The organism is Streptantibioticus ferralitis, from assembly GCF_029223525.1.
GTDB lineage: Bacteria > Actinomycetota > Actinomycetes > Streptomycetales > Streptomycetaceae > Streptantibioticus_A > Streptantibioticus_A ferralitis.
The window spans coordinates 35042-57205 of the sequence record NZ_JARHTQ010000017.1 but is presented as its reverse complement, the minus strand read 5'-3'; the positions used below and the strand labels follow the sequence as shown (position 1 = coordinate 57205).

At 71.8% G+C, this 22164-nt stretch carries 19 protein-coding genes; 10 read left to right on the top strand and 9 right to left on the bottom strand.

Annotated elements, in window-relative coordinates:
• Nucleotides 1-251 precede the first annotated feature (251 nt).
• Nucleotides 252-620, top strand: a complete 369-nt coding sequence (locus P2L57_RS23975; RefSeq protein WP_303656618.1) for an ATP-binding protein — start codon at nt 252-254, stop codon at nt 618-620.
• 216 nt (nt 621-836) lie between these two features.
• Here P2L57_RS23975 and P2L57_RS23970 read toward each other — a convergent pair whose 3' ends face one another.
• Nucleotides 837-1928 carry a DUF2637 domain-containing protein gene (locus P2L57_RS23970; RefSeq protein ID WP_275817918.1) on the bottom strand — a complete coding sequence of 364 codons (1092 nt, stop codon included), beginning with the start codon at nt 1926-1928 and terminating at the stop codon, nt 837-839.
• A gap of 197 nt (nt 1929-2125) precedes the next feature.
• The gene (locus P2L57_RS23965; protein WP_275817916.1) at nt 2126-2953 is read right to left on the bottom strand and encodes a (2Fe-2S)-binding protein; all 828 of its coding nucleotides are present in this window, start codon (nt 2951-2953) and stop codon (nt 2126-2128) included.
• A 264-nt stretch (nt 2954-3217) separates the two neighbouring features.
• Between P2L57_RS23965 and P2L57_RS23960 the strand changes: the two genes are divergently transcribed.
• The gene (locus P2L57_RS23960; RefSeq protein ID WP_275817914.1) at nt 3218-4051 is read left to right on the top strand and encodes a GntR family transcriptional regulator; all 834 of its coding nucleotides are present in this window, start codon (nt 3218-3220) and stop codon (nt 4049-4051) included.
• Nucleotides 4052-4190: 139 nt separating this feature from the next.
• On the opposite strand, the gene P2L57_RS23955 is transcribed toward P2L57_RS23960, so the two are convergent.
• Both P2L57_RS23955 and P2L57_RS23950 read right to left on the bottom strand, forming a co-directional pair.
• The gene (locus tag P2L57_RS23955) at nt 4191-4955 is read right to left on the bottom strand and encodes a hypothetical protein (RefSeq protein WP_275818109.1); all 765 of its coding nucleotides are present in this window, start codon (nt 4953-4955) and stop codon (nt 4191-4193) included.
• Between the two features lie 112 nt (nt 4956-5067).
• Nucleotides 5068-6711 (bottom strand): PucR family transcriptional regulator, encoded by a 1644-nt coding sequence (locus P2L57_RS23950; protein ID WP_275817912.1) that lies wholly within the window; start codon nt 6709-6711, stop codon nt 5068-5070.
• A gap of 235 nt (nt 6712-6946) precedes the next feature.
• Between P2L57_RS23950 and P2L57_RS23945 the strand changes: the two genes are divergently transcribed.
• From P2L57_RS23945 to P2L57_RS23925, 5 genes are all read left to right on the top strand, one after another.
• Nucleotides 6947-7834 (top strand): FAD binding domain-containing protein, encoded by an 888-nt coding sequence (locus tag P2L57_RS23945; RefSeq protein ID WP_275817910.1) that lies wholly within the window; start codon nt 6947-6949, stop codon nt 7832-7834.
• Nucleotides 7825-8418, top strand: a complete 594-nt coding sequence (locus P2L57_RS23940; protein ID WP_275817908.1) for a (2Fe-2S)-binding protein — start codon at nt 7825-7827, stop codon at nt 8416-8418. Before P2L57_RS23945 ends, P2L57_RS23940 begins: the two co-directional genes overlap by 10 nt.
• 2 nt (nt 8419-8420) lie before the next feature.
• Complete coding sequence (gene pucD, locus P2L57_RS23935; RefSeq protein WP_275817906.1) at nt 8421-10802, top strand: xanthine dehydrogenase subunit D; 2382 nt, start codon at nt 8421-8423, stop codon at nt 10800-10802.
• A gap of 182 nt (nt 10803-10984) precedes the next feature.
• Nucleotides 10985-12445 carry an NCS2 family permease gene (locus tag P2L57_RS23930; protein WP_275817903.1) on the top strand — a complete coding sequence of 487 codons (1461 nt, stop codon included), beginning with the start codon at nt 10985-10987 and terminating at the stop codon, nt 12443-12445.
• 13 nt (nt 12446-12458) lie between these two features.
• Entirely contained in the window at nt 12459-13607 is a 1149-nt protein-coding gene (locus P2L57_RS23925; protein ID WP_275817901.1) for an XdhC family protein, read from the top strand.
• 747 nt (nt 13608-14354) lie between these two features.
• Here the strand turns inward: P2L57_RS23925 and P2L57_RS23920 are convergent.
• The 4 genes from P2L57_RS23920 to P2L57_RS23905 form a co-directional block, all read right to left on the bottom strand.
• Nucleotides 14355-15695 carry a sensor histidine kinase gene (locus P2L57_RS23920; RefSeq protein ID WP_275817899.1) on the bottom strand — a complete coding sequence of 447 codons (1341 nt, stop codon included), beginning with the start codon at nt 15693-15695 and terminating at the stop codon, nt 14355-14357.
• Complete coding sequence (locus tag P2L57_RS23915; RefSeq protein WP_275817897.1) at nt 15688-16407, bottom strand: response regulator transcription factor; 720 nt, start codon at nt 16405-16407, stop codon at nt 15688-15690. Before P2L57_RS23915 ends, P2L57_RS23920 begins: the two co-directional genes overlap by 8 nt.
• Before the next feature lie 62 nt (nt 16408-16469).
• Nucleotides 16470-17816, bottom strand: coding sequence for a diaminopimelate decarboxylase (gene lysA / locus P2L57_RS23910; RefSeq protein WP_275817895.1), 1347 nt, complete (start codon nt 17814-17816; stop codon nt 16470-16472).
• 13 nt (nt 17817-17829) lie between these two features.
• Nucleotides 17830-18225 carry an SAV_915 family protein gene (locus P2L57_RS23905; RefSeq protein WP_275817893.1) on the bottom strand — a complete coding sequence of 132 codons (396 nt, stop codon included), beginning with the start codon at nt 18223-18225 and terminating at the stop codon, nt 17830-17832.
• Nucleotides 18226-18407: 182 nt separating this feature from the next.
• On the opposite strand from P2L57_RS23905, the gene P2L57_RS40840 reads away from it, so the two are divergent.
• From P2L57_RS40840 to P2L57_RS23885, 3 genes are all read left to right on the top strand, one after another.
• Entirely contained in the window at nt 18408-18920 is a 513-nt protein-coding gene (locus tag P2L57_RS40840) for a TetR/AcrR family transcriptional regulator (RefSeq protein WP_425574845.1), read from the top strand.
• A 50-nt stretch (nt 18921-18970) separates the two neighbouring features.
• The gene (locus tag P2L57_RS23890) at nt 18971-20578 is read left to right on the top strand and encodes an AMP-binding protein (protein ID WP_275817891.1); all 1608 of its coding nucleotides are present in this window, start codon (nt 18971-18973) and stop codon (nt 20576-20578) included.
• 80 nt (nt 20579-20658) lie between these two features.
• Entirely contained in the window at nt 20659-21444 is a 786-nt protein-coding gene (locus P2L57_RS23885; RefSeq protein ID WP_275817889.1) for a COG4705 family protein, read from the top strand.
• A gap of 41 nt (nt 21445-21485) precedes the next feature.
• Here the strand turns inward: P2L57_RS23885 and P2L57_RS23880 are convergent, their stop codons facing one another.
• On the bottom strand, nt 21486-22115 hold the full coding sequence (locus P2L57_RS23880) for a TetR/AcrR family transcriptional regulator (protein WP_275817886.1): 630 nt from the start codon (nt 22113-22115) through the stop codon (nt 21486-21488).
• Between the last annotated feature and the right edge of the window lie 49 nt (nt 22116-22164).

Below are 22164 nucleotides of genomic sequence, written 5' to 3'. Positions count from 1 at the left end.
ATATGAGATCCGCGTTCGGGGAGTGGACCGCGGGTGGGTGGGAATGCATTCGGCGACGCACGTTCGAAGGGGGACTTGTGACGGGGGCCGGAGCGGAATCAGTGGACCGACTGTCGGGGGAACGGGTGGCACGGGACGCCGGACTGGCGTCCCACGGATCACGGGGGTCTCGGATATCCCGTGGGTCCCACGGGACGCGCGGATCCCGGGGGGCTCAACTCACCACACGCAGGCGGGAGGTGCGGCGCCAGTTGCGGCGCGCGGACCTGCCCGCCGTCGGAGAGGTACGCGCCCTGCTGCGCGAGCACTTACGCCGCTGGGAGGTACCGGGCCTGGTCGACACGGCCGAGCTGCTGACGAGTGAGCTGGTGACCAACGCGCTGGTGCACACCGATCAGGGCGCGGTGTTCACCGCGACCCTCACCGGTGGTCCCGAGCACCGGCTGCGGGTGGAGGTGCGCGACTTCACCGCGCACCGGCCGGTGGCCCGCCAGGCGACCGACCACGCGCCGTCCGGTCGTGGGCTGCTGCTGGTGAAGGAGCTCGCTGACGCCTGGGGGGTACGGGTGCAGCGGCTGGGCAAGACGGTGTGGTTCGAGCTGACCGCGGCCTCGAGCTGACCTGAACACAGCGATCCCCGCGCCGCCATGGCACGGGGATCGGTCAAGGGCTCTGGCCCGAGGCTAGAGGAACGGTTTCTGCGTTCCGCGCCCCACCCGGAAGCACTGGCGTGCCTGGTGGGCTGAGAGCACTGGCACGCCCGGCGGACTGAAGCGTTGGCGTGCCCGGAGGGCTCAGCGGCGTGCCCGGTGGGCTGAACGGTGTGCCCGGTGGGCTCAGCCGAACTGCCGTTCAAGGTCCTTGAGTTTGGCTTCCAGGGAGTCCAGCCGCGGCAGCGCCTGGGTGTCGTCCTCGGCGGTGAGGTCGACGACCGCCGGGGCGGATTCGCCGTTGATGGACTGCAGTGCCGGGCGCGGGCGCACCGGCAGTTCGGCCGCCTCGGCTATGACGGGCTCCGCGAGTTCGACCTGGGCGGCGGTCGTGCCGCCCGTGGCACCGGATCCGGTGCCGGTCGCCGCGGTGCTCGGGGCGGCCGGGGCGAGCTCCACCTGGCGGCCGCCACGGTGCTGCCCCCAGCCGCGGTGCTGCCGGGTGATCGCCTTCAGACGGGCACGCTCCAGCCGGTCGTGGTCGCGGCGGCGCCTGCGGTTGCGCTCCTTCTCCCGCCGGTCGTCGCGAACCTCCTCGACAGCCTCGTCGAGGGAGCGGACGTTCTCCAGCAGCATCAGCGACCAGGCGCGGTAGGTCTCACGCGGTGCGCGAAGCCAGCGCACCATACGGATCTGCGGCAGCGGGCGCGGTACCAGCCCCTGCTCGCGCAGCGCGGCCCGGCGGGTCTGCTTGAGCGCCCGGTCGAACAGTACGGCGGCCGACAGCGACATCCCGGCGAAGAACTCCGGCGCTCCGGCGTGGCCCAGACCGCGCGGCGCGTGCACCCAGTTGAACCAGGCGGAGGCCGCCGCGAACGTCCACACCAGCATGCGCGAGCCGAGCGCCGCGTCACCGTGGCTGGCCTCGCGCACGGCCAGTACCGAGCAGAACATGGCCGCGCCGTCGAGGCCGAACGGCACCAGGTACTCCCAGCCGCCGTCCAGGCTCAGGTTCTGCCGGCCGAAGCCGACCAGGCCGTGGAACGACAGCGCCGCCGCCACCGCGGCGCAGCAGAACAGCAGCACGTACGACGCGCTGCCGTACATCGCCTCCTTCTGCCGTCGCCGCTCCTCCCCGCGCTCCCAGGAATCCAACTGCTCACCCCGCGCCGCCTTGGCCCGGCGGCCACGCACCACCACCGTCCCGGTAGCCGCCAGAACCGCCAGTCCTACGGCGCCTGACAGCGCCCAATCCAGCGATATATCCGTAAGTCTCATCTGTGGTGGTTCCCTTGTTTCGCTTGTCTTCGCGCTGTGCGCCATCCTGGCGAATGACCCGCGTTCCCGAAGGGGTTTCGGGACAAGAGGACGCCAATGGCCGGGTGTTTGCGGGAGGCGGTGTGCGAAGTCTCGAACTACCGGACGGAGTTAGGGGAGTTGAGGCAATCGGCGGCACACTATCAGGTGACGTGCCATCATTTCGCTTGCTCTTCCGCTTCCGCTCCGGCGCGGGTGAGCCGGTCCGCGTCGCAGGTACGGGGGCAGGCGGCGCAGGGGTCGTCGGGGCGGAGTGTGTAGAACAGGCAGCAGGACAGCCGCTCGCGGGTGTGCTCCCGCCCCAGGGCGCGAAAGTCCGCGCCGCCGGGGTACGGGGGCGTGCCGCCGGGCAGCAGTGCGCCGAGTTCGGCGACCGCGCGTTCCTCCTCGCCGAGCAGCCGTGCGACATGCCAGAGCCCTTCGGCGATCTCGTCGCAGACCATGCCCCACAGCGCGTGCGGCCCGCGCCGGGTGTGCGGCCGGAACGCGCCGAGCACCGGCCCGATGTGCTCGGCGATCGCGCCGCGCAGCGCCTCCCGTAGCGCCGCCGCGTCCGGTACGGCCACCGCGCCGGGCCACTCGGCCGCCGGATCGTCGGGCAGGCATACGACATGGGCGGGTCGCACGGTCATCCGCCCGGCCGTCCGGTGGAACGACACATCGCGTACCCCCAGCCGGGGCACCCGGCGGTGCAGGAACCACGGCACGGTGAACAGCAGGCACGCGGGCCAGGCGTAGTGGTGGAGGCCCAGGCTCGCCACGACATCGGGCCGGGCCCGCTCGCCGTGCTCCCGCAGGATCCGCGTCTCCTCCCGGGCCAGGAACTCCACAAGCGCGCCGCCGCCCGCCGCCAGCTGGTGCGACCCGATCCAGCCCGCGGCGGCGCGGGGTGCCTCCTCGGTCACCCGCAGCCGCTCGAAGACCTCCGCCAGGCGCGCATAGGACGCGCTGAGCGGCGAGGGGCGGCGAAGCGTGGCCACGGGCATGGGCGAACCGTCCTGATCGAGGGCCGGCGGGGTTTCGGTCCACGGATGCGGCGACAGGGGGCGGCTGCCGGGACCCACTGACGGAGATCCACACAGGGAAGCCTTACCTTAGCTGAACTGTGCCGAGGGTGCCGTCGGTGTGCGCCGGTGGTGTCGAGTGGTGAAATAGGGGGCATTCGCCCGGACGGGTTACCCGGAAGGCCGCGGAGAAGGCGGCGAAGGGCTTTGGGCCAGCAACGGGCTTACGGGCTGAAGGAGGCGCCGGTGGAACAGGAGGCGCAGCCGCGCACGCACAGCGTCGCGGTACCGGTACGGCTACCGGGCCAGGGACGGACCACACCGTTCGAGCCCGGTACGAGCGCTGCCGGGGCAGCCGCGGCGTCCCCGGGATTCGAGCCGGCGGGCGGCACGCGCGGCGAGCATCCGCACCACGAGCCGGGACCGCCCTGTCCGGCGCGCCGCCTTCCGGAGCGGCTGTCGCTGCGCGACCAGGTGCTGCGCGGCCTGCGCGACGCCTTGGTGACCGGCGAACTGAGACCCGGCACGGTCTACTCGGCCCCCGCGCTCGCCGAGCGCTTCGACGTGTCGGCCACCCCGGTACGCGAGGCGATGCAGCAGTTGGTCAGGGAGGGCGCGGTGGAGGTCGTCCAGAACCGCGGCTTCCGGGTCGCCGAGCGCACCGCTCGGGATCTGGCCGAACTGGCCGAGGTGCGGGCGCTGATCGAGGTCCCGGTGATGCTGCGGCTGGCCCGTACTATGCCCGCCGAACGCTGGGAGGCGCTGCGCCCGCTCGCCCGGGCCTCCGTGGAGGCCGCCGCGGAGGGCGACCGGGCCGGGTACGCGGAGGCCGACCGCGCCTTCCACCGCGCGCTGCTGAGCCTGGCCGGGAACAGCCAACTCGTCGGCGTGGCCGATCAGTTGCACCGCCGCGCGCAGTGGCCGGTGGCCGACCCGCACGCCGGTACCCGCCGCGCGCCCGGTCCCGCCGACCTGCTCGCCGACGCCGCGGAACACGAGGTGCTGCTGGACGCGCTGATCGCGGGTGATCTTCCGACGGTCGAGTCGCTCGTCCGCGAGCACTTCTCCGCGGGCGCGTAGCGCCTGCCCGGCGGGGGCTGTGGGTCTCCATCGGGTTGCGGCCGGTTCGGCACCGCGGAACCACGGCGTCGTGGTTGCTCGCCGTCCCGGCGGACATCAGGGTCGAACTGTCCGGCGGCAAACCCCCCGCCGGGAGGCGCTACGCGCTCAGGACGTCCCGTAGCCAGACCGGCAGGCAGCCGAGCAGCCGGAACAGGCGGCCCGCTTCCGTGCGCAGCCGGGTGGACTCCGGTTCCGGTTCCACTTCGGCGAGGGAGACCAGGGCGGGCGGCGTACCGATCAGATAGCCGAGCTCTTCGCGGATCCGCAGCGATTCCGCGAACCCGTACCGCGCCTCGGCCAACTCGCCGTCGCGCAGCGCGAGTCCGGCCAGCTGGCGCCAGGTGAACGAGACGAGCAGCCGGTCGCCGTGCGCGGTGGCGGCCGCGTGGGCGCGGCGGTAGGCGAGGCGGGCACCGGCCGGGTCGCCCGCGAGGTTCTCCGAGAGCAGCCCGCGCCGGAAGTCCAGCAGCGCCCGGTCCGCCGCCCCCGGTGGCAGCAGTGCGGCGCTGCGGCCCAGCGCGGAGCGGGCCTCGTCGGCACGGTCCCGGACACCGAACGACGTGACCGCGTAGGCCAGTTGGCCGCGCTCGCACGCCGCACGGCCGCGTTCGCTGTCGGTACCGGCCAGTGCCTCCGCGGTCCGCAGCGCGTCCTCCGCCTCGGCCCACCCGTCGCCGGTGAACGTGCACCGTTCGATCAGCAGGGACGCCCGGCGCAGCGCGGCGTGGGCCTCGCCCGCGCCGGGCCCGGCCAGCAGCGCCGCCGCCTCCGTCCAGCAGCCGCGGGACCGCAGCCGCCACACCGCCGGCGGATCCGTCCAGCTGTCGTGCGCGATGCCGTTGGCCTTGTGCGAATCCGCCATGGAGGCGTCTGCCACAGTCCCCTCCCGCGCGCCGTCGGTACGCGAAGTTCAGCACGGCGCACGGCGCCCAGCAAGAGGGAGGCCGCAGGTATCCCGCGTCCCCGCCCGGGGCTCAACTCATGCGCAGGGCAAGGAAGAAGTCCACCTTGTCCTCCAGCCGCGACAGGTCGCGGCTGGTCAGCTGCTCGATCCGGCCGATGCGGTAGCGCAGGGTGTTCACATGCAGGTGCAGCCGGGTCGCGCAGCGGGTCCAGGAGCCGTCGCAGTCCAAGAACGCCTCCAGGGTGGGGATCAGTTCGGCCCGGTGCCGTCGGTCGTAGGCGCGCAGCGGGTCCAGCAGCCGCGCGGTGAACGCGCGGCGTACGTCGTCCGGTACGAACGGCAGCAGCAGCACGTGCGAGGCCAGTTCCTCATGGCCCGCCACGCACACCCGGCCGGGCCGGGCGGCGGCCACCCGGCGGGCGTGCCGCGCCTCCTCCAGGGCGCCGCGCAGCCCCTCGGCCGAGTGGACGGGGGCGCTCACCCCGATCGTCAGCCGGCCGTCGCCGTCCAGACCGCGAGCCAGCGGTGCCGCCACCGTGCGCAGCAGCCCGTCAGCCTGCAGCTTGGCGGGCTCCTCCGCATCCGGGCCCGTGGCGGGCAGCGGCAGCAGCGCCATGGCCTCCTCGTCGCCGTGCGCGACCGCGATCCGGTCGGCGGGGTCGGTGCCGGTCGACGACGGGTCGATCAGGATCTCCTCCAGCAGCGCCTGCGCCACCGGACCGCCGGGCAGATCCCCGCCCTCCCAGTCCACCCGGGCCACCACCACCTGCCAGTGCGGTGCGCTGCCCGCACCAGGCAGCAGCACCGGCGCGGCCACCCGCAGCCGGGCCGCCACCTCGGCGGGCGGCGCGCCCGCCTGCACCAGTTCCAGCACCTCGTGCGCGAGGCGGCGGCGTACCGCGCCCGCCGCGTCCTGCCGGTCCCGTTCGACCGCGATCAGCTGGGTCACCCCGTGCAGCAGGTCAAGGCGCTCACCGGGCCAGTCGCCCGCGTCCGCCTCGACCGCCAGCAGCCAGTCGGACAGCACGGTGGCCCGCGGATCCGCCTCGGCGCCCTTGATCGGAAAGACCGAAAAGACCCGCCCGCCGACCTGCACCCGGTGCGGCGCCGGACGACCGGTCCGGGACGCCGCAAGATGTTCCCCGGCCAGTTCGGCGCGGATCTGGTCCGCCAGCTCATGGGCGGAACCCGCGATGCGGCGCCCGGTGGAGGACATCACCCAGGCCCGTAGGTCCAGATCGGTGACGAGCAGGTCCAGCACCGCGTCCGGGCCGCCGCCCGCGGGACCGGCCGACATCAGCCTGCGGTGCCGTTCCACGACGGCCGCCAGATCCCCGGCGCGCTCGGTGGAGACCTGCCGCACCACGTACTCGGTGATGGCCGCGAACGCCACGCTCTCGTGCACCGCGAACAGCGGCAGCCGGTGCCGTGCGCAGGCGTCCACCAGTTCCTGCGGCACCCCGCCGACCTCGGCCTCGCCCGCGGCCAGCGCCGCCACCCCGGCGGTGGCCAACCGGCGGACGAACGGTTCGCAGTCCTCGGGGCCGCGCAGCCACGCCAGGCCGGACAGCACCAGCTCGCCGCCGGACAGATAGCGGCTCGGATCCCGCAGGTCGGTGGTCATCACGCCGCGGACCGTACGGTCCAGCTCGTCCTCGCCGCCGAGCAGCCGCAAGCCCAGCGCCTCGGTGTCCAGCAGTGTGCGCAGCCGCATCGTTCTCGCCTTGTCTTGAATGACGCTCTTGTAATCCCGCGAGGGGGTGGGACCTCGCCTTTCAGAGGAATCTACAAGGTCCAGTGTCCGGCCAGCCAAGTGCTTCATGTTTTCGGTGACTGCACCCGACCGGCCGGTTCTTTGTGTACTGGGCCACATCACGTGAACAGCACATGAACGAGCCCCTCGCGATTCCGCACCACCCGGCCCCTTCGACATCCGAGAAGAGACCCCTATGGACTTCCTGCGCCCCGCCAGCTGGGAGGAGGCGCTCGCCGCGAAGGCCGAGCACCCCACCGCTGTGCCGATCGCGGGCGGCACCGATGTGATGGTCGAGATCAACTTCGACCACCGCCGGCCCGACGTGCTTCTGGACCTGAACCGTATCGGCGAGCTCCAGGAATGGGAGGTGGGCGAGGAGACCGTGCGGCTCGGCGCCTCGGTCCCGTACACCCGCATCATCGAGCGGCTGCGCGGGGAACTGCCCGGGCTGGCACTGGCCGGGCACACCGTCGGATCGCCGCAGATCCGCAACCGCGGCAGCGTCGGAGGCAACCTCGGCGCCGCCTCCCCGGCCGGAGACTCGCATCCGGCGCTGCTCGCGGCCGGTGCCGAGGTCGAGGCGGTCTCGGTGCGGGGCACCCGGATGATCCCCGTCGAGGAGTTCTACACCGGCGTCAAGCGCAACTGCCTTGAGGCCGATGAGCTGATCCGGGCGGTGCACATCAAGAAGGCCGACGGGCCGCAGCAGTTCTCCAAGGTCGGGACCCGCAACGCGATGGTGATCGCGGTCTGCGCCTTCGGCCTCGCCCTGCACCCCGAGACCCGCACGGTCAAGACCGGCATCGGTTCGGCCGCGCCCACCCCGATCCGCGCCAGAGCCGCCGAGGAGTTCCTGAACGCGGCACTCGAAGAGGCCGGGCTGTGGGACAACGGCAGGATCATCCCCCCGTCCGTCGCCCGCCAGTTCGCCGAGCTCGTCTCCGGCGCCGCCAACCCCATTGACGACGTACGCGGGTCGGCCGCGTACCGCCGTCACGCGCTGGGCGTCATGGCCCGCCGCACCCTCGGCTGGACCTGGGACGAGTACCGCGGAAACGAGAGGAGCGCGCGATGCGCCTGACGTTCACCGTCAACGGCCGCCAGCAGGAGGCCGACGACGTCTGGGAAGGCGAGAGCCTGCTGTACGTGCTGCGTGAACGCATGGGCCTGCCCGGCTCCAAGAACGCCTGCGAGCAGGGCGAGTGCGGCTCGTGCACGGTACGTCTCGACGGCGTCCCGGTCTGCGCCTGCCTGGTGGCCGCGGGCCAGGTCCAGGACCGCGAGGTGGTCACCGTCGAGGGCCTCGCCGACTACGCCAGGCAGCGCGCCGAGGGCGGCTGCGGCACGGGCGCGTGCGGTACGTCCCTGGACGACGCCAAGCGCTGGCAGTCCAAGCCCGCCGACGGCCGGACCGGTGAGGCGGGCGCCTTCCCGCAGCAGCTCTCTGCGATCCAGCGGGCGTTCATCGACGCGGGCGCGGTGCAGTGCGGCTTCTGCACCCCGGGTCTGCTGGTCGCCGCCGACGAACTGCTGGAGCGCAACGCCTCGCCCTCGGACGAGGACATCCGCGAGGCCCTGTCCGGCAACCTGTGCCGCTGCACCGGCTACGAGAAGATCCTCGACGCGGTCCGCCTCGCGGCCGCCCGGACCGAAGAGGCGGTCTGACCATGGGCGCGACCCGCATACCCGGCAACATCACCCAGGGCAGCACGGCCAAGGGCGGCATCGGCGAGTCCACCCTGCGCCCCGACGGAACCCTGAAGGTGACCGGCGAGTTCGCGTACTCCTCCGACATGTGGCACGAGGACATGCTGTGGGGCTTCACGCTGCGCAGCCCGCACGCGCACGCCGAGATCAAGTCGATCGACACCTCCGAGGCGCTGGCCCAGGCCGGTGTCTACGCCGTGCTGACCTATGACGACCTGCCGACCGACGTCAAGAACTACGGGCTGGAGATCCAGGACACCCCGGTGCTGGCGCACGGCCGGGTCCGGCACCACGGCGAGCCGGTGGCCCTGGTCGCCGCCGACCACCCGGAGACCGCGCGCCGCGCGGCCGCCAAGATCAAGGTCGAGTACGTCCAGCTCCCCGTCGTCCACGACGAGCAGACCGCGCTCGCCGAGGACGCCCCACTGCTGCACCCGGGCCGCGACGACCACCACGCCGGGCATGTCCCGCACCCGAACGTCGTGCACCGCCAGCCGATCCACCGCGGCGACGTGGCAGCCGCCAGGGCCAGGGCCGATGTGATCGTCTCCGGCGAGTACGTGGTGGGCATGCAGGACCAGGCCTTCCTCGGCCCGGAGTCGGGCCTCGCGGTACCCGCCGAGGACGGTGGCGTGGACCTGTACATCGCCACCCAGTGGCTGCACTCGGACCTGCGCCAGATCGCCCCGGTGCTCGGGCTGCCGCCGGAGAAGGTCCGGATGACGCTGTCCGGCGTCGGCGGTGCCTTCGGCGGGCGCGAGGACCTGTCGATGCAGATCCACGCCTGCCTGCTGGCGCTGCGCACCGGCAAACCCGTCAAGATCGTCTACAACCGCTTCGAGTCCTTCTTCGGCCATGTGCACCGGCACCCGGCCAAGCTCTGGTACGAGCACGGCGCCACCAAGGACGGCAAGCTCACGCACATGAGGTGCCGGATCGTGCTGGACGGCGGCGCCTACGCCTCCGCCTCCCCCGCGGTCGTCGGCAACGCCTCGTCGCTCTCCGTCGGTCCCTATGTGATCGACGACGTGGAGATCGAGGCCGTGGCGCTCTACACCAACAACCCGCCCTGCGGTGCGATGCGCGGCTTCGGCGCGGTGCAGGCGTGCTTCGCCTACGAGGCGCAGATGGACAAGCTGGCCGCCGAACTCGGCATGGATCCGGTGGAGTTCCGCCGGCTCAACGCGATGTCGCAGGGCACATTGCTGCCGACCGGACAGGTGGTCGACTCCCCGGCCCCGGTCGCCGAACTGCTGCGCCGGATCAAGGCGATGCCGCTGCCGCCGGAGCGGCAGTGGGAGACCGCGGGCGAGTCGGCGGACGTCCGGGCGCTACCCGGCGGACTGTCCAACACCACCCACGGCGAGGGCGTCGTACGGGGCGTCGGATACGCGGTCGGCATCAAGAACGTCGGCTTCTCCGAGGGCTTCGACGACTACTCCACCGCGCGGGTGCGCCTGGAGGTCGTGGGCGGCGAGCCGGTGGCCGTCGTGCACACCGCCATGGCGGAGGTCGGGCAGGGCGGAGTCACCGTGCACGCCCAGATCGCCCGCACCGAACTCGGCGTCACCCAGGTGACCATCCACCCCGCCGACACCCAGGTCGGCTCGGCGGGCTCCACCTCGGCGTCCCGGCAGACGTACGTCACCGGCGGCGCGGTGAAGAACACCTGCGAGGCCGTCCGCGAGAAGGTGCTGGAGCTCGGCCGGGCCAGGTTCGGCTCGTACCACCCGGCGTGGGCCACCGCCGAACTCCTGCTGGAGAGCGGCAAGGTGGTCACCGACGGCGGCGAGGTGCTGGCCGATCTGGTGGAAGTCCTCGAAGGCGAGGCGATCGACCTTGAGCTGGAGTGGCGGCACCGCCCGACCGAGGCGTTCGACCTGCACACCGGTCAGGGCAACGGCCACGTCCAGTACTCGTTCGCCGCACACCGGGCGGTCGTCGAGGTGGACACCGAACTGGGCCTGGTGAAGGTGGTCGAGCTGGCCTGCGCCCAGGACGTCGGCAGGGCGCTCAACCCGCTGTCGGTGGTCGGCCAGATCCAGGGCGGCACCACCCAGGGCCTGGGCCTGGCCGTCATGGAGGAGATCGTGGTCTCCAAGGAGGCCAAGGTCCGCAACCCGTCCTTCACCGACTACCTGATCCCCACCATCCTCGACACCCCGACCATTCCGGTCGATGTCCTCGAACTCGCCGACGAGCACGCCCCGTACGGGCTGCGCGGCATCGGCGAGGCACCGACCCTGTCCTCGACCCCGGCCGTCGTCTCCGCCATCCGCGCGGCGACCGGTCTCGCCCTCAACCGCGTACCGGTGCGCCCCGAACACCTCACCGGTACGTGACACCAGTTTCCGGGCGGTGACGGGTTCTCGTCCCTCCCGCCACCGCCCGGATCCGGCCGGTTCCCCGGCCGCCGCAGTAACCCCGTTCGTCTCGGGCCGTCCCCCGGGTCGTGCAGGCCAAAACACCTTCCCAAATCCCGCGCTCGGCGCGGGTGCCCCTGTGAACCTTGGGAGTTGGACTCATGACCCAGTCGCAAGTCGAGCCGGCAACGGTCGCGGAGGACGCGGGCACCGGCTCGCGCCCGCCGTCCGGCCGCTCATGGCTCGATCGCTACTTCCACATCTCCGACAGAAGCTCGACCGTGGCCCGAGAGGTCCGTGGAGGTCTGACCACCTTCATGGCGATGGCCTACATCCTGCTGCTCAACCCGCTGATCCTGTCCGGAGCGGACGTCAGCGGCCACAAGCTCGGCCAGGCCGGGCTGATCACCGCGACCGCGCTCGGCGCCGCGGTGACCACCCTGGTGATGGGATTCATCGGCAAGGTCCCGCTCGCCCTCGCCGCCGGGCTGAGCGTCTCGGGCGTGATGTCCACCCAGGTGGTGCCCAACATGACCTGGCCGCAGGCCATGGGCATGTGCGTGATCTACGGCGCGGTGATAGTGCTGCTGGTCGTCTCCGGACTCCGCGAGCTGATCATGAACGCCATCCCGCTGCCGCTGAAGCACGCGATCACCATCGGCATCGGCATGTTCATCGCGCTGATCGGCCTGGTGCACGCCGGATTCGTCGGCATCGGCAGCGCGGACGCCCCGGTGACGCTCGGCGTCGGCGGCCATCTGGTCGGCTGGCCGGTGCTGATCTTCGCCGTCACGCTGCTGCTGATCTTCGCCCTGCAGGCCCGCAACGTTCCCGGCGCCATCCTCATCGGCATCGCCGTCGGCACGGTGATCGCGGTGGCCGTGCAGTCGGTGGCGGGCCTGGGCCCCAAGGTCTGGGGCTACGCGGTGCCCGAGCTGCCCAAGAAGGTCGTCTCGATGCCGGACTTCTCGCTCCTCGGGCATGTGCAGTTCGGCGGGTGGGGCCACATCGGCGCCATGACCGTCGGGATCATCGTCTTCACCCTGGTGCTGGCCGGTTTCTTCGACGCGATGGCGACCATCATCGGCGTCGGCACGGAGGCCGGTCTCGCCGACGCCAGGGGCCGGATGCCCGGCCTGAGCAAGGCGCTGCTGATCGACGGCGCCGGTGGCATGGTCGGCGGGGTCGTCGGCGGCTCCGGCCAGACGGTGTTCATCGAGTCGGCGACCGGCGTGGGCGAAGGGGCCCGCACCGGTCTGGCGAGCGTGGTCACCGGCCTGCTGTTCGCCGCCGGGCTGTTCTTCACGCCGCTGGCACAGATCGTGCCGAGCCAGGTCGCGGCCGCCGCGCTGGTGGTGGTCGGATCCATGATGATGGGTAATGCGAAGCATGTGAACTGGAGCGACCGCTCGGTGGCGATCCCGGTCTTCCTGACCGTGGCGCTGATGCCGTTCACCTACTCGATCACCGCGGGTGTGGGCGCGGGCGTCATCGCGTACACCGTCATCAAGACCGCGCAGGGCAAGTGGCGCGAACCCGGCGCCTTCATGTGGGTCCTGTCGGCCGTCTTCGTCGTCTACTTCGCCCTTCACCCCATCCAAGGGTGGCTGGGCGTCCGCTGAGGAGTGACACACCATGCTGGACATCGCTGACGAGCTGCTGGACTGGTGCGAGCGCGGGCGTCCGTTCGCGGTCGCGACAGTGGTCGCCATCGGCGGCAGCGCGCCACGGCAGCCGGGCGCGGCGCTCGCCGTCGACGCCGAGGGCACCGTCATCGGCAGCGTGTCCGGCGGGTGTGTCGAGGGAGCGGTCTACGAGCTGTGCCAGCAGGCGCTGCAGGCGGGCGACGCGGCCGTGCCGGTTCTGGAGCGCTTCGGGTACTCGGACGAGGATGCCTTCGCCGTCGGCCTGACCTGCGGCGGAATCATCGACATCTTCGTCCAGCGGGTGGACCCGGCCGCCCGGCCGGAGGTCGCCCGTGCGCTGGCCGCCGCTGCCGCCGGACAGGCGGCGGCGGTGGCCAGGATCGTCAAGGGTCCCGCCGAGCTGCTCGGCGGGACCATGGCGGTGACAGCGGACGGCGCGTACGAGGGCGGCTTCGGCGATCCGGCGCTCGACGGCACGGTGCGCGCTGAGACCGTCGCGCTGCTGGAGGCCGGACGCACCGGCACGGTCGAGGTCGGAGCGGACGGCAGCCGCTGCGGCGAACCGCTGACGCTGCTGGTCGAATCCAGCGTTCCGCCGCCTCGGATGCTGGTCTTCGGCGCGATCGACTTCGCGGCCGCGGTGGTGCGGATGGGGAAGTTCCTCGGCTACCGGGTGACCGTCTGCGACGCCCGCCCGGTCTTCGCCACCAGGGCCCGCTTCCCGGAGGCCGATGAGGTCGTCGTGGACTGGCCGCACCGCTATCTGGACTCCCAGGTCCTGGACGCGCGCACGGTGATGTGCGTTCTGACCCATGACGCGAAGTTCGACATCCCGCTGCTGCAGCGGGCGTTGCGGCTGCCGGTCGCCTACGTCGGCGCGATGGGGTCCCGCCGTACGCATCTGGACCGGCTCGACCGGCTGCGTGAAGCGGGCGTCACCGAACTGGAGTTGGCCCGGCTGCGCTCGCCCATCGGCCTGGACCTCGGCGCCCGCACGCCCGAGGAGACCGCGCTGTCCATCGCCGCCGAGATCGTCGCCCATCGCAGGGGCGGCAGCGGCGTCCCGCTGACCGGTGCGCACACCTCCATCCACCATGACGCGACCCACTCCGCGGGTCGCGTCCACTCGGTGGCCTAGTACTGCAACCGCACTCGGCGGATCGGCGCAGGTCGGAGCGGGTGCGTCGGGCGACAGAAACTGATATGCCGTCAGGCGAACGTGGCGCTGACCTGCTGAATCGCGCTTGCCCGGGCGCGGTGGTGCCCGGCCGTAGACCACCCCGCACTGTTCGGAGACCGCCGCACCGCTTCTGACCTGCGATGACGTGGCAGGTGCGGTTGCAGTACTAGCCGCGCCGTTCCGGCCGGTTGGGATGCGCTGGTTTCGCCGTTCGGCGGGCTCGGGTGTGGTGGGTTCGCCGTCCGGCGGGCTGGGGGTGGTGGTTTCGCCGTTCGGCGGGCTGGGGGTGTTCTGGCGTTCCGCCCGTCGGGATGCGGTGGGTTGCGGCCGGTCGACACCGCCGGTCCACGCCGCGGCGGTTGCTCGCCGTCCCCGGCGGAATGGTGTTGCCGCCGCATCGGCGCGGAACTTCCGTGATGCGGACCGGTGGTGACTGGTTGCCGCGGCAGCGAGGAGAATCCGCCGCGAAGGCGTACAACTCCCGTGATAAGGCGTACAACTCCCGTGATGAGGACGTGCAGTGACTGATCGCTGCGGCAGCGAAATGAATCCGCCGCGATGGCGAGGAACCACGATGACAGGGACCGGCGGCGATCGGTCGCCGCGCTGGCGAAGGAAATCCGCCGCGATGGCGAGTAACCCCCGCGGCGCGGGTCGGCGGTGTTCGGACGGGCCGTCACCATGGCAGATCCGCAGGCGCGGAGCCTACGCCGTAGGGAAGCGGATTCGCAACAACGCCCCGCCGCCCGAGGCGTTGAGCGCCTCGGCGTGGGCACCGTGGGCATGGGCCACCTGCTGGACGATGGCGAGGCCGAGTCCCGAGCCGGGCAGCCCGCGGGCCGACTGCGACCGGTAGAACCGGTCGAAGACATGCGGGAGATCCACTTCGGCGAACCCGGCCCCGTGATCGCGGACGGTCAGCGCACCCCCGTCGAGCCGCACCTCGACCGGCGCGTCAGGCGGCGAGAACTTCGCGGCGTTACCGAGCAGATTGGTGACCGCACGCGCCAGCCGCGCCGGAACACCGCGCACCACACACGGCTCAAGTGCCACCTCGAACCGTGTCGTGGGCGAGTGGCGGCGAGCCGCCGCCACACAGTGCCGCACGATCTCGTCGAGCCGCACATCCTCCGGTTCACCGGACGTCTCATCGCCCCTGGCCAGTTCGATCACATCATCGACGAGCCCGCTCATCTCGGTGATCTGCGCGGACAGCGCGTTGTTCACCCGCCGCCGCTGCCCGTCCGTCAAGTCGTGCGACAGCAGCGCGATATTGGTCCGCAGCCCGGTGAGCGGGGTGCGCAGCTCATGCGAGGCGTCCGCGACGATCTGCCGACGGGCGTCCAGCGCCTGCTCCAACTCGCCCAGCATCACGTTGAAGCTGCCCGCCAGCCGGGACAACTCGTCGCGTCCCGGCACATCGATGCGATGGCCGGGATCGCGGGTGGCCGCGATGGTCTCGGCGGTCCGGGTGAGCCGGGCCACCGGCCGCAGTCCGGTACGGGCCACGGCATGGCCGAGTACCGCGGCGAGCACGGCGCCCGCCCCGCCGATCACCACCAGTGCCACCGCGATCCGGCGCTCGCTGTGCTGGATCGAGTCGGTCCGCATGGACACCTGTACCGCCCGGCCCTGCCCGGCCGGGGCGACATAGCTGCGGAACGGCAGGCCCTGGGAGGCCGAATCGGTGAAGTACGCACCCCGCTCGCCCTTCGCCACGGCCACCGCGCCGGGCACCACCGGCGGCACGTAGGGATCCGGGGCGGGCGTCACCGTGCCATCGGAGTGGACCACCTGCACACAGTCGGGGGAGGCCAACCAGGCGCACTCGCCGCCGGGTGGCGCCGCTCCGGCCCGTACCTGCGGCACGACCCGGTTCGACTCGCGGATCAGGCTGAGGTTCAGTTCATGGCCGAGCTGCTGGCCGACGGCGAGGTACGCGGCCCCGCAGACGGCCGCCGCGACCGCGGCGACGGCCAACGTGGTGGCCACCGCAAGCCGCAGCCGCAGCGGAGCGCGGCGTTCCGGGCGCCGGTCCTCAGCCATCGCGGTGCTCACTCAGTAGATACCCGACACCGCGCACGGTGTGGACGAGGCGTGGTTCGCCTCCTTCCTCCAGCTTGCGACGCAGATAACCCACGTACACCTCAAGGGAGTTGGACGACGGGCCGAAGTCGTATCCCCACACCCGGTCGGTGATCAGGTCCCGGGTCAGCACCTGTCCGGCATTGGTCATCAACAGTTCCAGCAGCGCGGCTTCGGTGCGGGTGAAGTCGATGCTCCGGCCGCCGCGCCGGGCCCGCCGGGTGCGGGTGTCGAGGACCAGGTCCCCGAAGGACAGCTCCTCCGGCAGATCCGGTGCGGGGCCCGGCTGCGCGCGGCGGAGCAACGCCCTTACCCGCGCGATGAGTTCATCCAGATCGAACGGCTTGGGCAGGTAGTCGTCGGCGCCCGCGTCGAGCCCGTCGATCCGGTCGGCCACCGCCGAGCGCGCGGTGAGCATCAGGATCGGCGTACGGTCCCCGTCGGCGCGCACCCGGCGGCAGACGGTCAGTCCGTCCAGCTGCGGCAGCATCACGTCGAGCAGTACGACATCGGGCGCGGCGGTACGGATCCGCTCCAGGCCGAGGCGGCCGTCGCCGACCGTCTCGACCCGGTGGCCGTGTACTTCAAGTGCGGTGGTGAGGGCCTCGGCCAGGGTCGCGTCGTCCTCGACGACGAGCGCCAGCGCGGGTGCGCTCTGCGCCGCTTGCGGCATCGCGGTCCTCCTGCGTGATCCGAGTGGGGCGGTTCGCCACCGCATTGTCCCCGGGCGAGCCCTCAGATCCCGATGTCGCGCCGCCGGATGTCCTCCACCGTCTCACGGCGGACCAGCAGCCGGGCACGGCCGTCCGCCACCGCCACCACCGGTGGCCGCCCGACCATGTTGTAGCCGGAGGCCATCGACAGGTGGTAGGCGCCCGCCACCGGCACCGCGAGCAGGTCCCCGGGCCGTACATCCTCCGGCAGTTCGGTGCCGCGTGCCAGCTCGTCGCCCGCCTCGCAGTGCCGTCCGACCACGGTCATCGGCCGCATCGGGGCGTCGCTGCGGCGTCCGACCAACCGCACCGCGTAGTGCGCCCCGTACAGCGCGGGGCGCGGGTTGTCGCTCATCCCGCCGTCCACCGCCACGAAGCGGTGCCCGGCGCTGTGCTTGACGGACAGCACCCGGTACAGCGCGAGACCGGAGGGCCCGGCGATCCACCGGCCGGGCTCGACGGTGAGCCTCGGCACCGGGAACTCGAACTCCTCGCACAGCGCGGAGAGTTCGGCCGTCACCCGACGGGCGTACTCGCCGGGGTCGATCGTCCGTTCCCCGGGGCGGTAGGCGACACCGAAGCCGCCGCCGAGGTCGAGCTCCGGCAGGGCGATCCCGTACCGGTCGCGAAGCCGCGCCAGGAACGGCACCAGACGGCGCACCGCCCGCAGATACGGCTCCACAGTGGTGATCTGCGAGCCGAGGTGGCAGTGCAGCCCGACCAGGTCGAGCCGGGGCTGGCCGAGGATCCGCTCCACCGCTTCCTGCGCCTCGCCGCCCGCGATCGGCAGCCCGAACTTCTGGCCCGCGGTGCCGGTGCGCACCGCCGGGTGCGAACCGGCCTCGATGCCCGGCAGCACACGCAGCATCACCTGCTGGTAGGAGCGCTCAGGCAGTAGCGCGGCCAGCCGGGCGACCTCGCAGCCCGCGTCCAGCACGATCCGGCCGACGCCGAGGCGCAGTGCGGCCCGCAGGTCCTCAGGGGACTTGGCGTTGCCGTGCAGCACGATCCGGTCCGCCGGGAAGCCGCAGGTGGCAGCGAACTCCAGTTCGCCCGCGGAGCAGACGTCCAGACCGAGCCCCTCCTCGTCGATCCAGTGCAGCATCGCGCGGCACAGGAACGCCTTGGCGGCGTAGACGACGTCGGCGTCCGGCAGCGCCTGCCGCCAGGCCCGGGCGCGGGCGCGGACCTCGGCTTCGTCGAGTACATAGAGCGGGGTGCCGAACCGGTCGGCGAGCTCGGCCAGGGCGACGCCGCCGACGGTCAGATCGCCACGTGGCGCGGGCCGGGTGGACGCCGGCCACACATCGAGCGACCCGGCGCCGGGGAGTTCGGGGAGCGCCGCGGGCACGAGGGACAGGGGCGACATGGAATGCCTCCGTTCAGCCCAGGAATGAGGTCAGGGCGGTGAGCGCGGCAGCCGCGCCGGTCACCCGCAGCACACCGACGGCCGCGGGCTCCCAGCGCACCGGGCACGGCGCGGGAGCCTGACTGCGCCGGGCGCTGAGCCGTGGGTCAACGGTGAGTTCACGCACCCCCAGCGGCTCGGCGAGGGCGCGCAGTGCGGGCTCGGCCAGCCGGATCCACGGCTGCTCAGGGCCGAACGCCGTCGTGAGCCGCCGTTCGCTGGTGAACGCGACGGCCGTACGGATGCCCCGTGGGCTACGGCAGACGCGTAGGGCCTGCCCGGCAGGTCCTGGTCGTACGGGGACGAACAGCGGTCCTGCCGGGCGTCGTTCCTCGGGCTCCGGGTCCTCGGGCGCGGTGGTGCGCTTCATAGCAGCGGGCTCCTAGGGCGAGCTGGCGGTGCGGGCGGATGCCGCGACACCGAAGCTATGCCCGGCTGCCTGGGCGGCAGCCGGGCCATGACGCGGTGTTGATCCGCGCGGCACGCGGATTGACGTCCCCTTGACAGCCCGCCGCTGGCACTCGCCCGAGCTGCGACTCGTCCGCTCGCATCGTGATCGGGTCGAGGTGCGTTCGACACCACCGGACCGCGGCCGACGCGGACATCGACCCGTCGATGGTCATCCGCTACTTCGGCACCAAGGAGCAGCTCTTCGACGCCGCCCTCACCATCGATCTGCGGCTGCCCGACCTCACCGCCGTTCCCCCCGCCGAGCTGCCGTACGCCCTGGTGCGCCACTTCCTGGACCGCTGGGAGAGCGACCCGGCCGACGACGCGCTGCTGATGGTGCTGCGCTCGGGGGTCACCAACGAGCGCGCCGCGCAGCGCACCCGGGAGATCTTCGCCACGCAGGTCGCTCCGGCGCTGGCGGCCGTCATCGGCCCCGCAGGCCGCCCGCCGGGCGGGCCTGGTCTCCTCGCAACTCCTCGGCCTCGCCGTGACCCGCTACATGATCCGGCTGCCGACGGTGACCGCACTGTCACTGGACGACATCGTGGAGACGCTGGCCCCGGCGCTGCGGGAGACGCTTGGCCACGGCGGGTAGTGGCGCGGGCGCCGGGGTAATGGGCTCCGTGGCAGTCCGGCGATCGGTCGGGCATCGAGGGAGGCGACGGATGACCACACTCTCGTACAGCGGCGGTACCGGAACGACCCCGCTGCTGGGCGACACGATCGGCGCCAATCTGGACCGCGCGATCGCCGCGTACCCGGAGCGCGAAGCGCTGGTGGACATGGCCGGCGGTCGCCGCTGGACCTATCGGGAGTTCGGGCGTGCTGTCGACGCGGTGGCCCGCGGTCTGCTGGCGAAGGGCGTGGGCCAGGGCGACCGGGTCGGGATCTGGGCGGTCAACTGCCCCGAGTGGGTGCTGGTCCAGTACGCCACCGCGCGGATCGGCGCGATCATGGTGAACATCAACCCCGCCTACCGCGTCCATGAGTTGGCGTATGTGCTGAACCAGGCCGGGGTTCGGCTGCTGGTCGCCTCGACGGCGTTCAAGAGCAGCGACTACCGGGGCATGGTCGAGCGGACGCGGGGCGACTGCCCGTCGCTGCGCGACGTCGTCTACATCGGCGATCCGACGTGGGAGGAGCTGACCGCGGCCGGAGCGGCGGTCCCGGACGACCGGCTGGCCGCCGCGGAGGCGGGCGTGGGCTGCGACGACCCGGTCAACATCCAGTACACCTCGGGCACCACGGGCTTCCCCAAGGGTGCGACGCTGTCCCACCACAACATCCTCAACAACGGTTATTTCGTCGGCGAGTTGGTGGGATACACCGAGCAGGACCGGATCTGCCTGCCGGTCCCCTTCTACCACTGCTTCGGCATGGTGATGGGCAACCTGGCCGCCACCAGCCACGGCGCCTGTGTGGTCATCCCGGCACCCGGGTTCGATCCCGCGGCCACCCTGCGCGCGGTGGCGGCGGAGCGCTGCACCTCCCTCTACGGCGTCCCGACGATGTTCATCGCGGAGCTGAACCTGCCGGGCTTCCCCTCCTATGACCTGTCGTCGCTGCGCACCGGCATCATGGCCGGATCGCCGTGTCCGGTGGAGGTGATGAAACGGGTGGTCGCCGAAATGCACATGTCGCAGGTGGCCATCTGCTACGGAATGACGGAGACCTCACCGGTGTCCACCCAGACCCGCCGCGACGACGACCTGGAACGCCGCACGGAGACCGTGGGCCGGGTGCTCCCGCACATCGAGGTCAAGATCATCGACCCGGTGACCGGCCGGACCGTCCCGCGGGGCGAACCGGGCGAACTGTGCACCCGCGGCTACAGCGTGATGCTCGGCTACTGGCAGGAGCCGCAGCGGACAGCCGAAGTGATCGACGCCGCCCGCTGGATGCACACCGGCGATCTGGCGATCATGCGCGAGGACGGCTACGTCGTGATCGCCGGCCGCATCAAGGACATGATCATCCGCGGCGGCGAGAACATCTACCCCAGGGAGATCGAGGAGTTCCTCTACACCCACCCGAAGATCGCCGATGTCCAGGTCGTCGGCGTCCCCGACGAGCGGTACGGCGAGGAGATCCTCGCCTGCGTCATCCCGCGCGATGCGGCGGACGCGCCCACCCTGTCGGAGATCGAGGCCTTCTGCCGTGGCCAACTGGCGCACTTCAAGGTCCCACGCCATCTGCGGATCGTGGAGAGCTTCCCGATGACCGTGAGCGGCAAGGTGCGCAAGGTCGAACTGCGAGCGAATTTCCAGCGGTGATCCGGGCGATTTGTCCGAAGTTTACGGTGGGTCAGGGGGCGTTGGGAATCTCATGGGATTGTGTGCCATCCTTTGCCGCCATGACGACAGAGCAGCTCCGTTACGACGGGCCAGTGGCCCCCGCGCGGCACGCGATGAGCAAGGTCCCGGAAGTGACGGTCTACTTCTGGATCATCAAGGTGCTGACGACCGGCATGGGTGAGACGACCTCGGACTACCTGGCCCGCACGATCGACCCGGTGATCGCGGTCGGCATCGCGGGACTGGCCCTGGTCGCCGCGCTGGCGCTGCAGTTCTCCGCCCGCCGCTACGTGCCCTGGATCTACTGGCTCGCCATCGTCATGGTCAGCGTGTTCGGCACCATGGCCGCCGACGTCCTGCACGTCGGACTGGGCGTGCCCTACGTCGCGTCCACCGCGTTCTACGTGGTCGTGCTGGCCGCCGTCTTCGTTGTCTGGTACGCGACCGAGAAGACGCTGTCCATCCACAGCATCCACACCCGCCGCCGTGAGGCCTTCTACTGGGCCACGGTCATGGCGACGTTCGCGCTGGGCACCGCCGCGGGCGACATGACCGCGGTGACCATGCACCTGGGGTACTTCTCCTCCGGCGTGATGTTCGCCGTCCTGATCGCCATCCCGGCCCTGGCCTACTGGCGCTTCGGTCTGAACGAGATCTTCGCCTTCTGGTTCGCCTACATCGTGACCCGCCCGCTCGGCGCCTCGTTCGCGGACTGGATGGGCGTACCGCACAGCCGCGGCGGCCTCGGTGTGGGCACCGGGCTGGTCAGCCTGGCTCTGGCGGTGGTGATCGCGGCCTTCGTCGGATATCTGGCGGTCAGCCGCAAGGATGTCGAGCGCGGCTAGCCGACCCATCGGCGTCAGCCGGGCGCGCTCACATATCGCCGTCAGCCGGTGCCCGCCGCCAGATACCGCCGCAACACCCGCTTGCACTCCGCGATCAGACCCGGATCCCCCTCCGGGTCGGTCCGGAAGGCGAGTTGGAGCACGGCGTCGGCGCACTCCATGGCCACCTGCAGTGTCAGCGGCGACTCGATCCCGGCGCCGTCGTCCAGTGAGCCGGAGGTCAGGGCGCGCAGGCGCTCGGCGACCGCGGCGTTGTTGTCCAGCACCGTGTCGAGGATGTGCTGCTCGGCGCGGGTGCCGGGGCGCCCGGCCAACCCGAAGTCGAGCACCGCGAAACCGGGCATCGAGCGCTTCATGGCGACGAACTCGTCGACCGCCAGGTCGACCAACTCGGCGGTACCGGACGGTGCTTCGGCCTCCATGCGCCGCGCGAGGCGGTCCAGGTAGCGCTCCAGATTGCGCGCGGCCAGCGCCGCCACCAATCCGTCCTTGCCGGGGAAGAACTGGTAGAGCGTGCCGATAGGGACCCCGGCGCGGCGGGCCACCTCGCGGGTGGTGAGGGCGCCGTACCCGGTCTCGGCCAGCAACTCCGCGCTCACGTCGAGGATCCGCTCGAACCGCTCCAGGCTGCGTCGCTGGACGGGACGGCGGCGGAGCGGAACGGCCTTCATACGAACCACTGTGCCGGATCTGGCCTTCCGGCGGCGAATCGCTAGCATG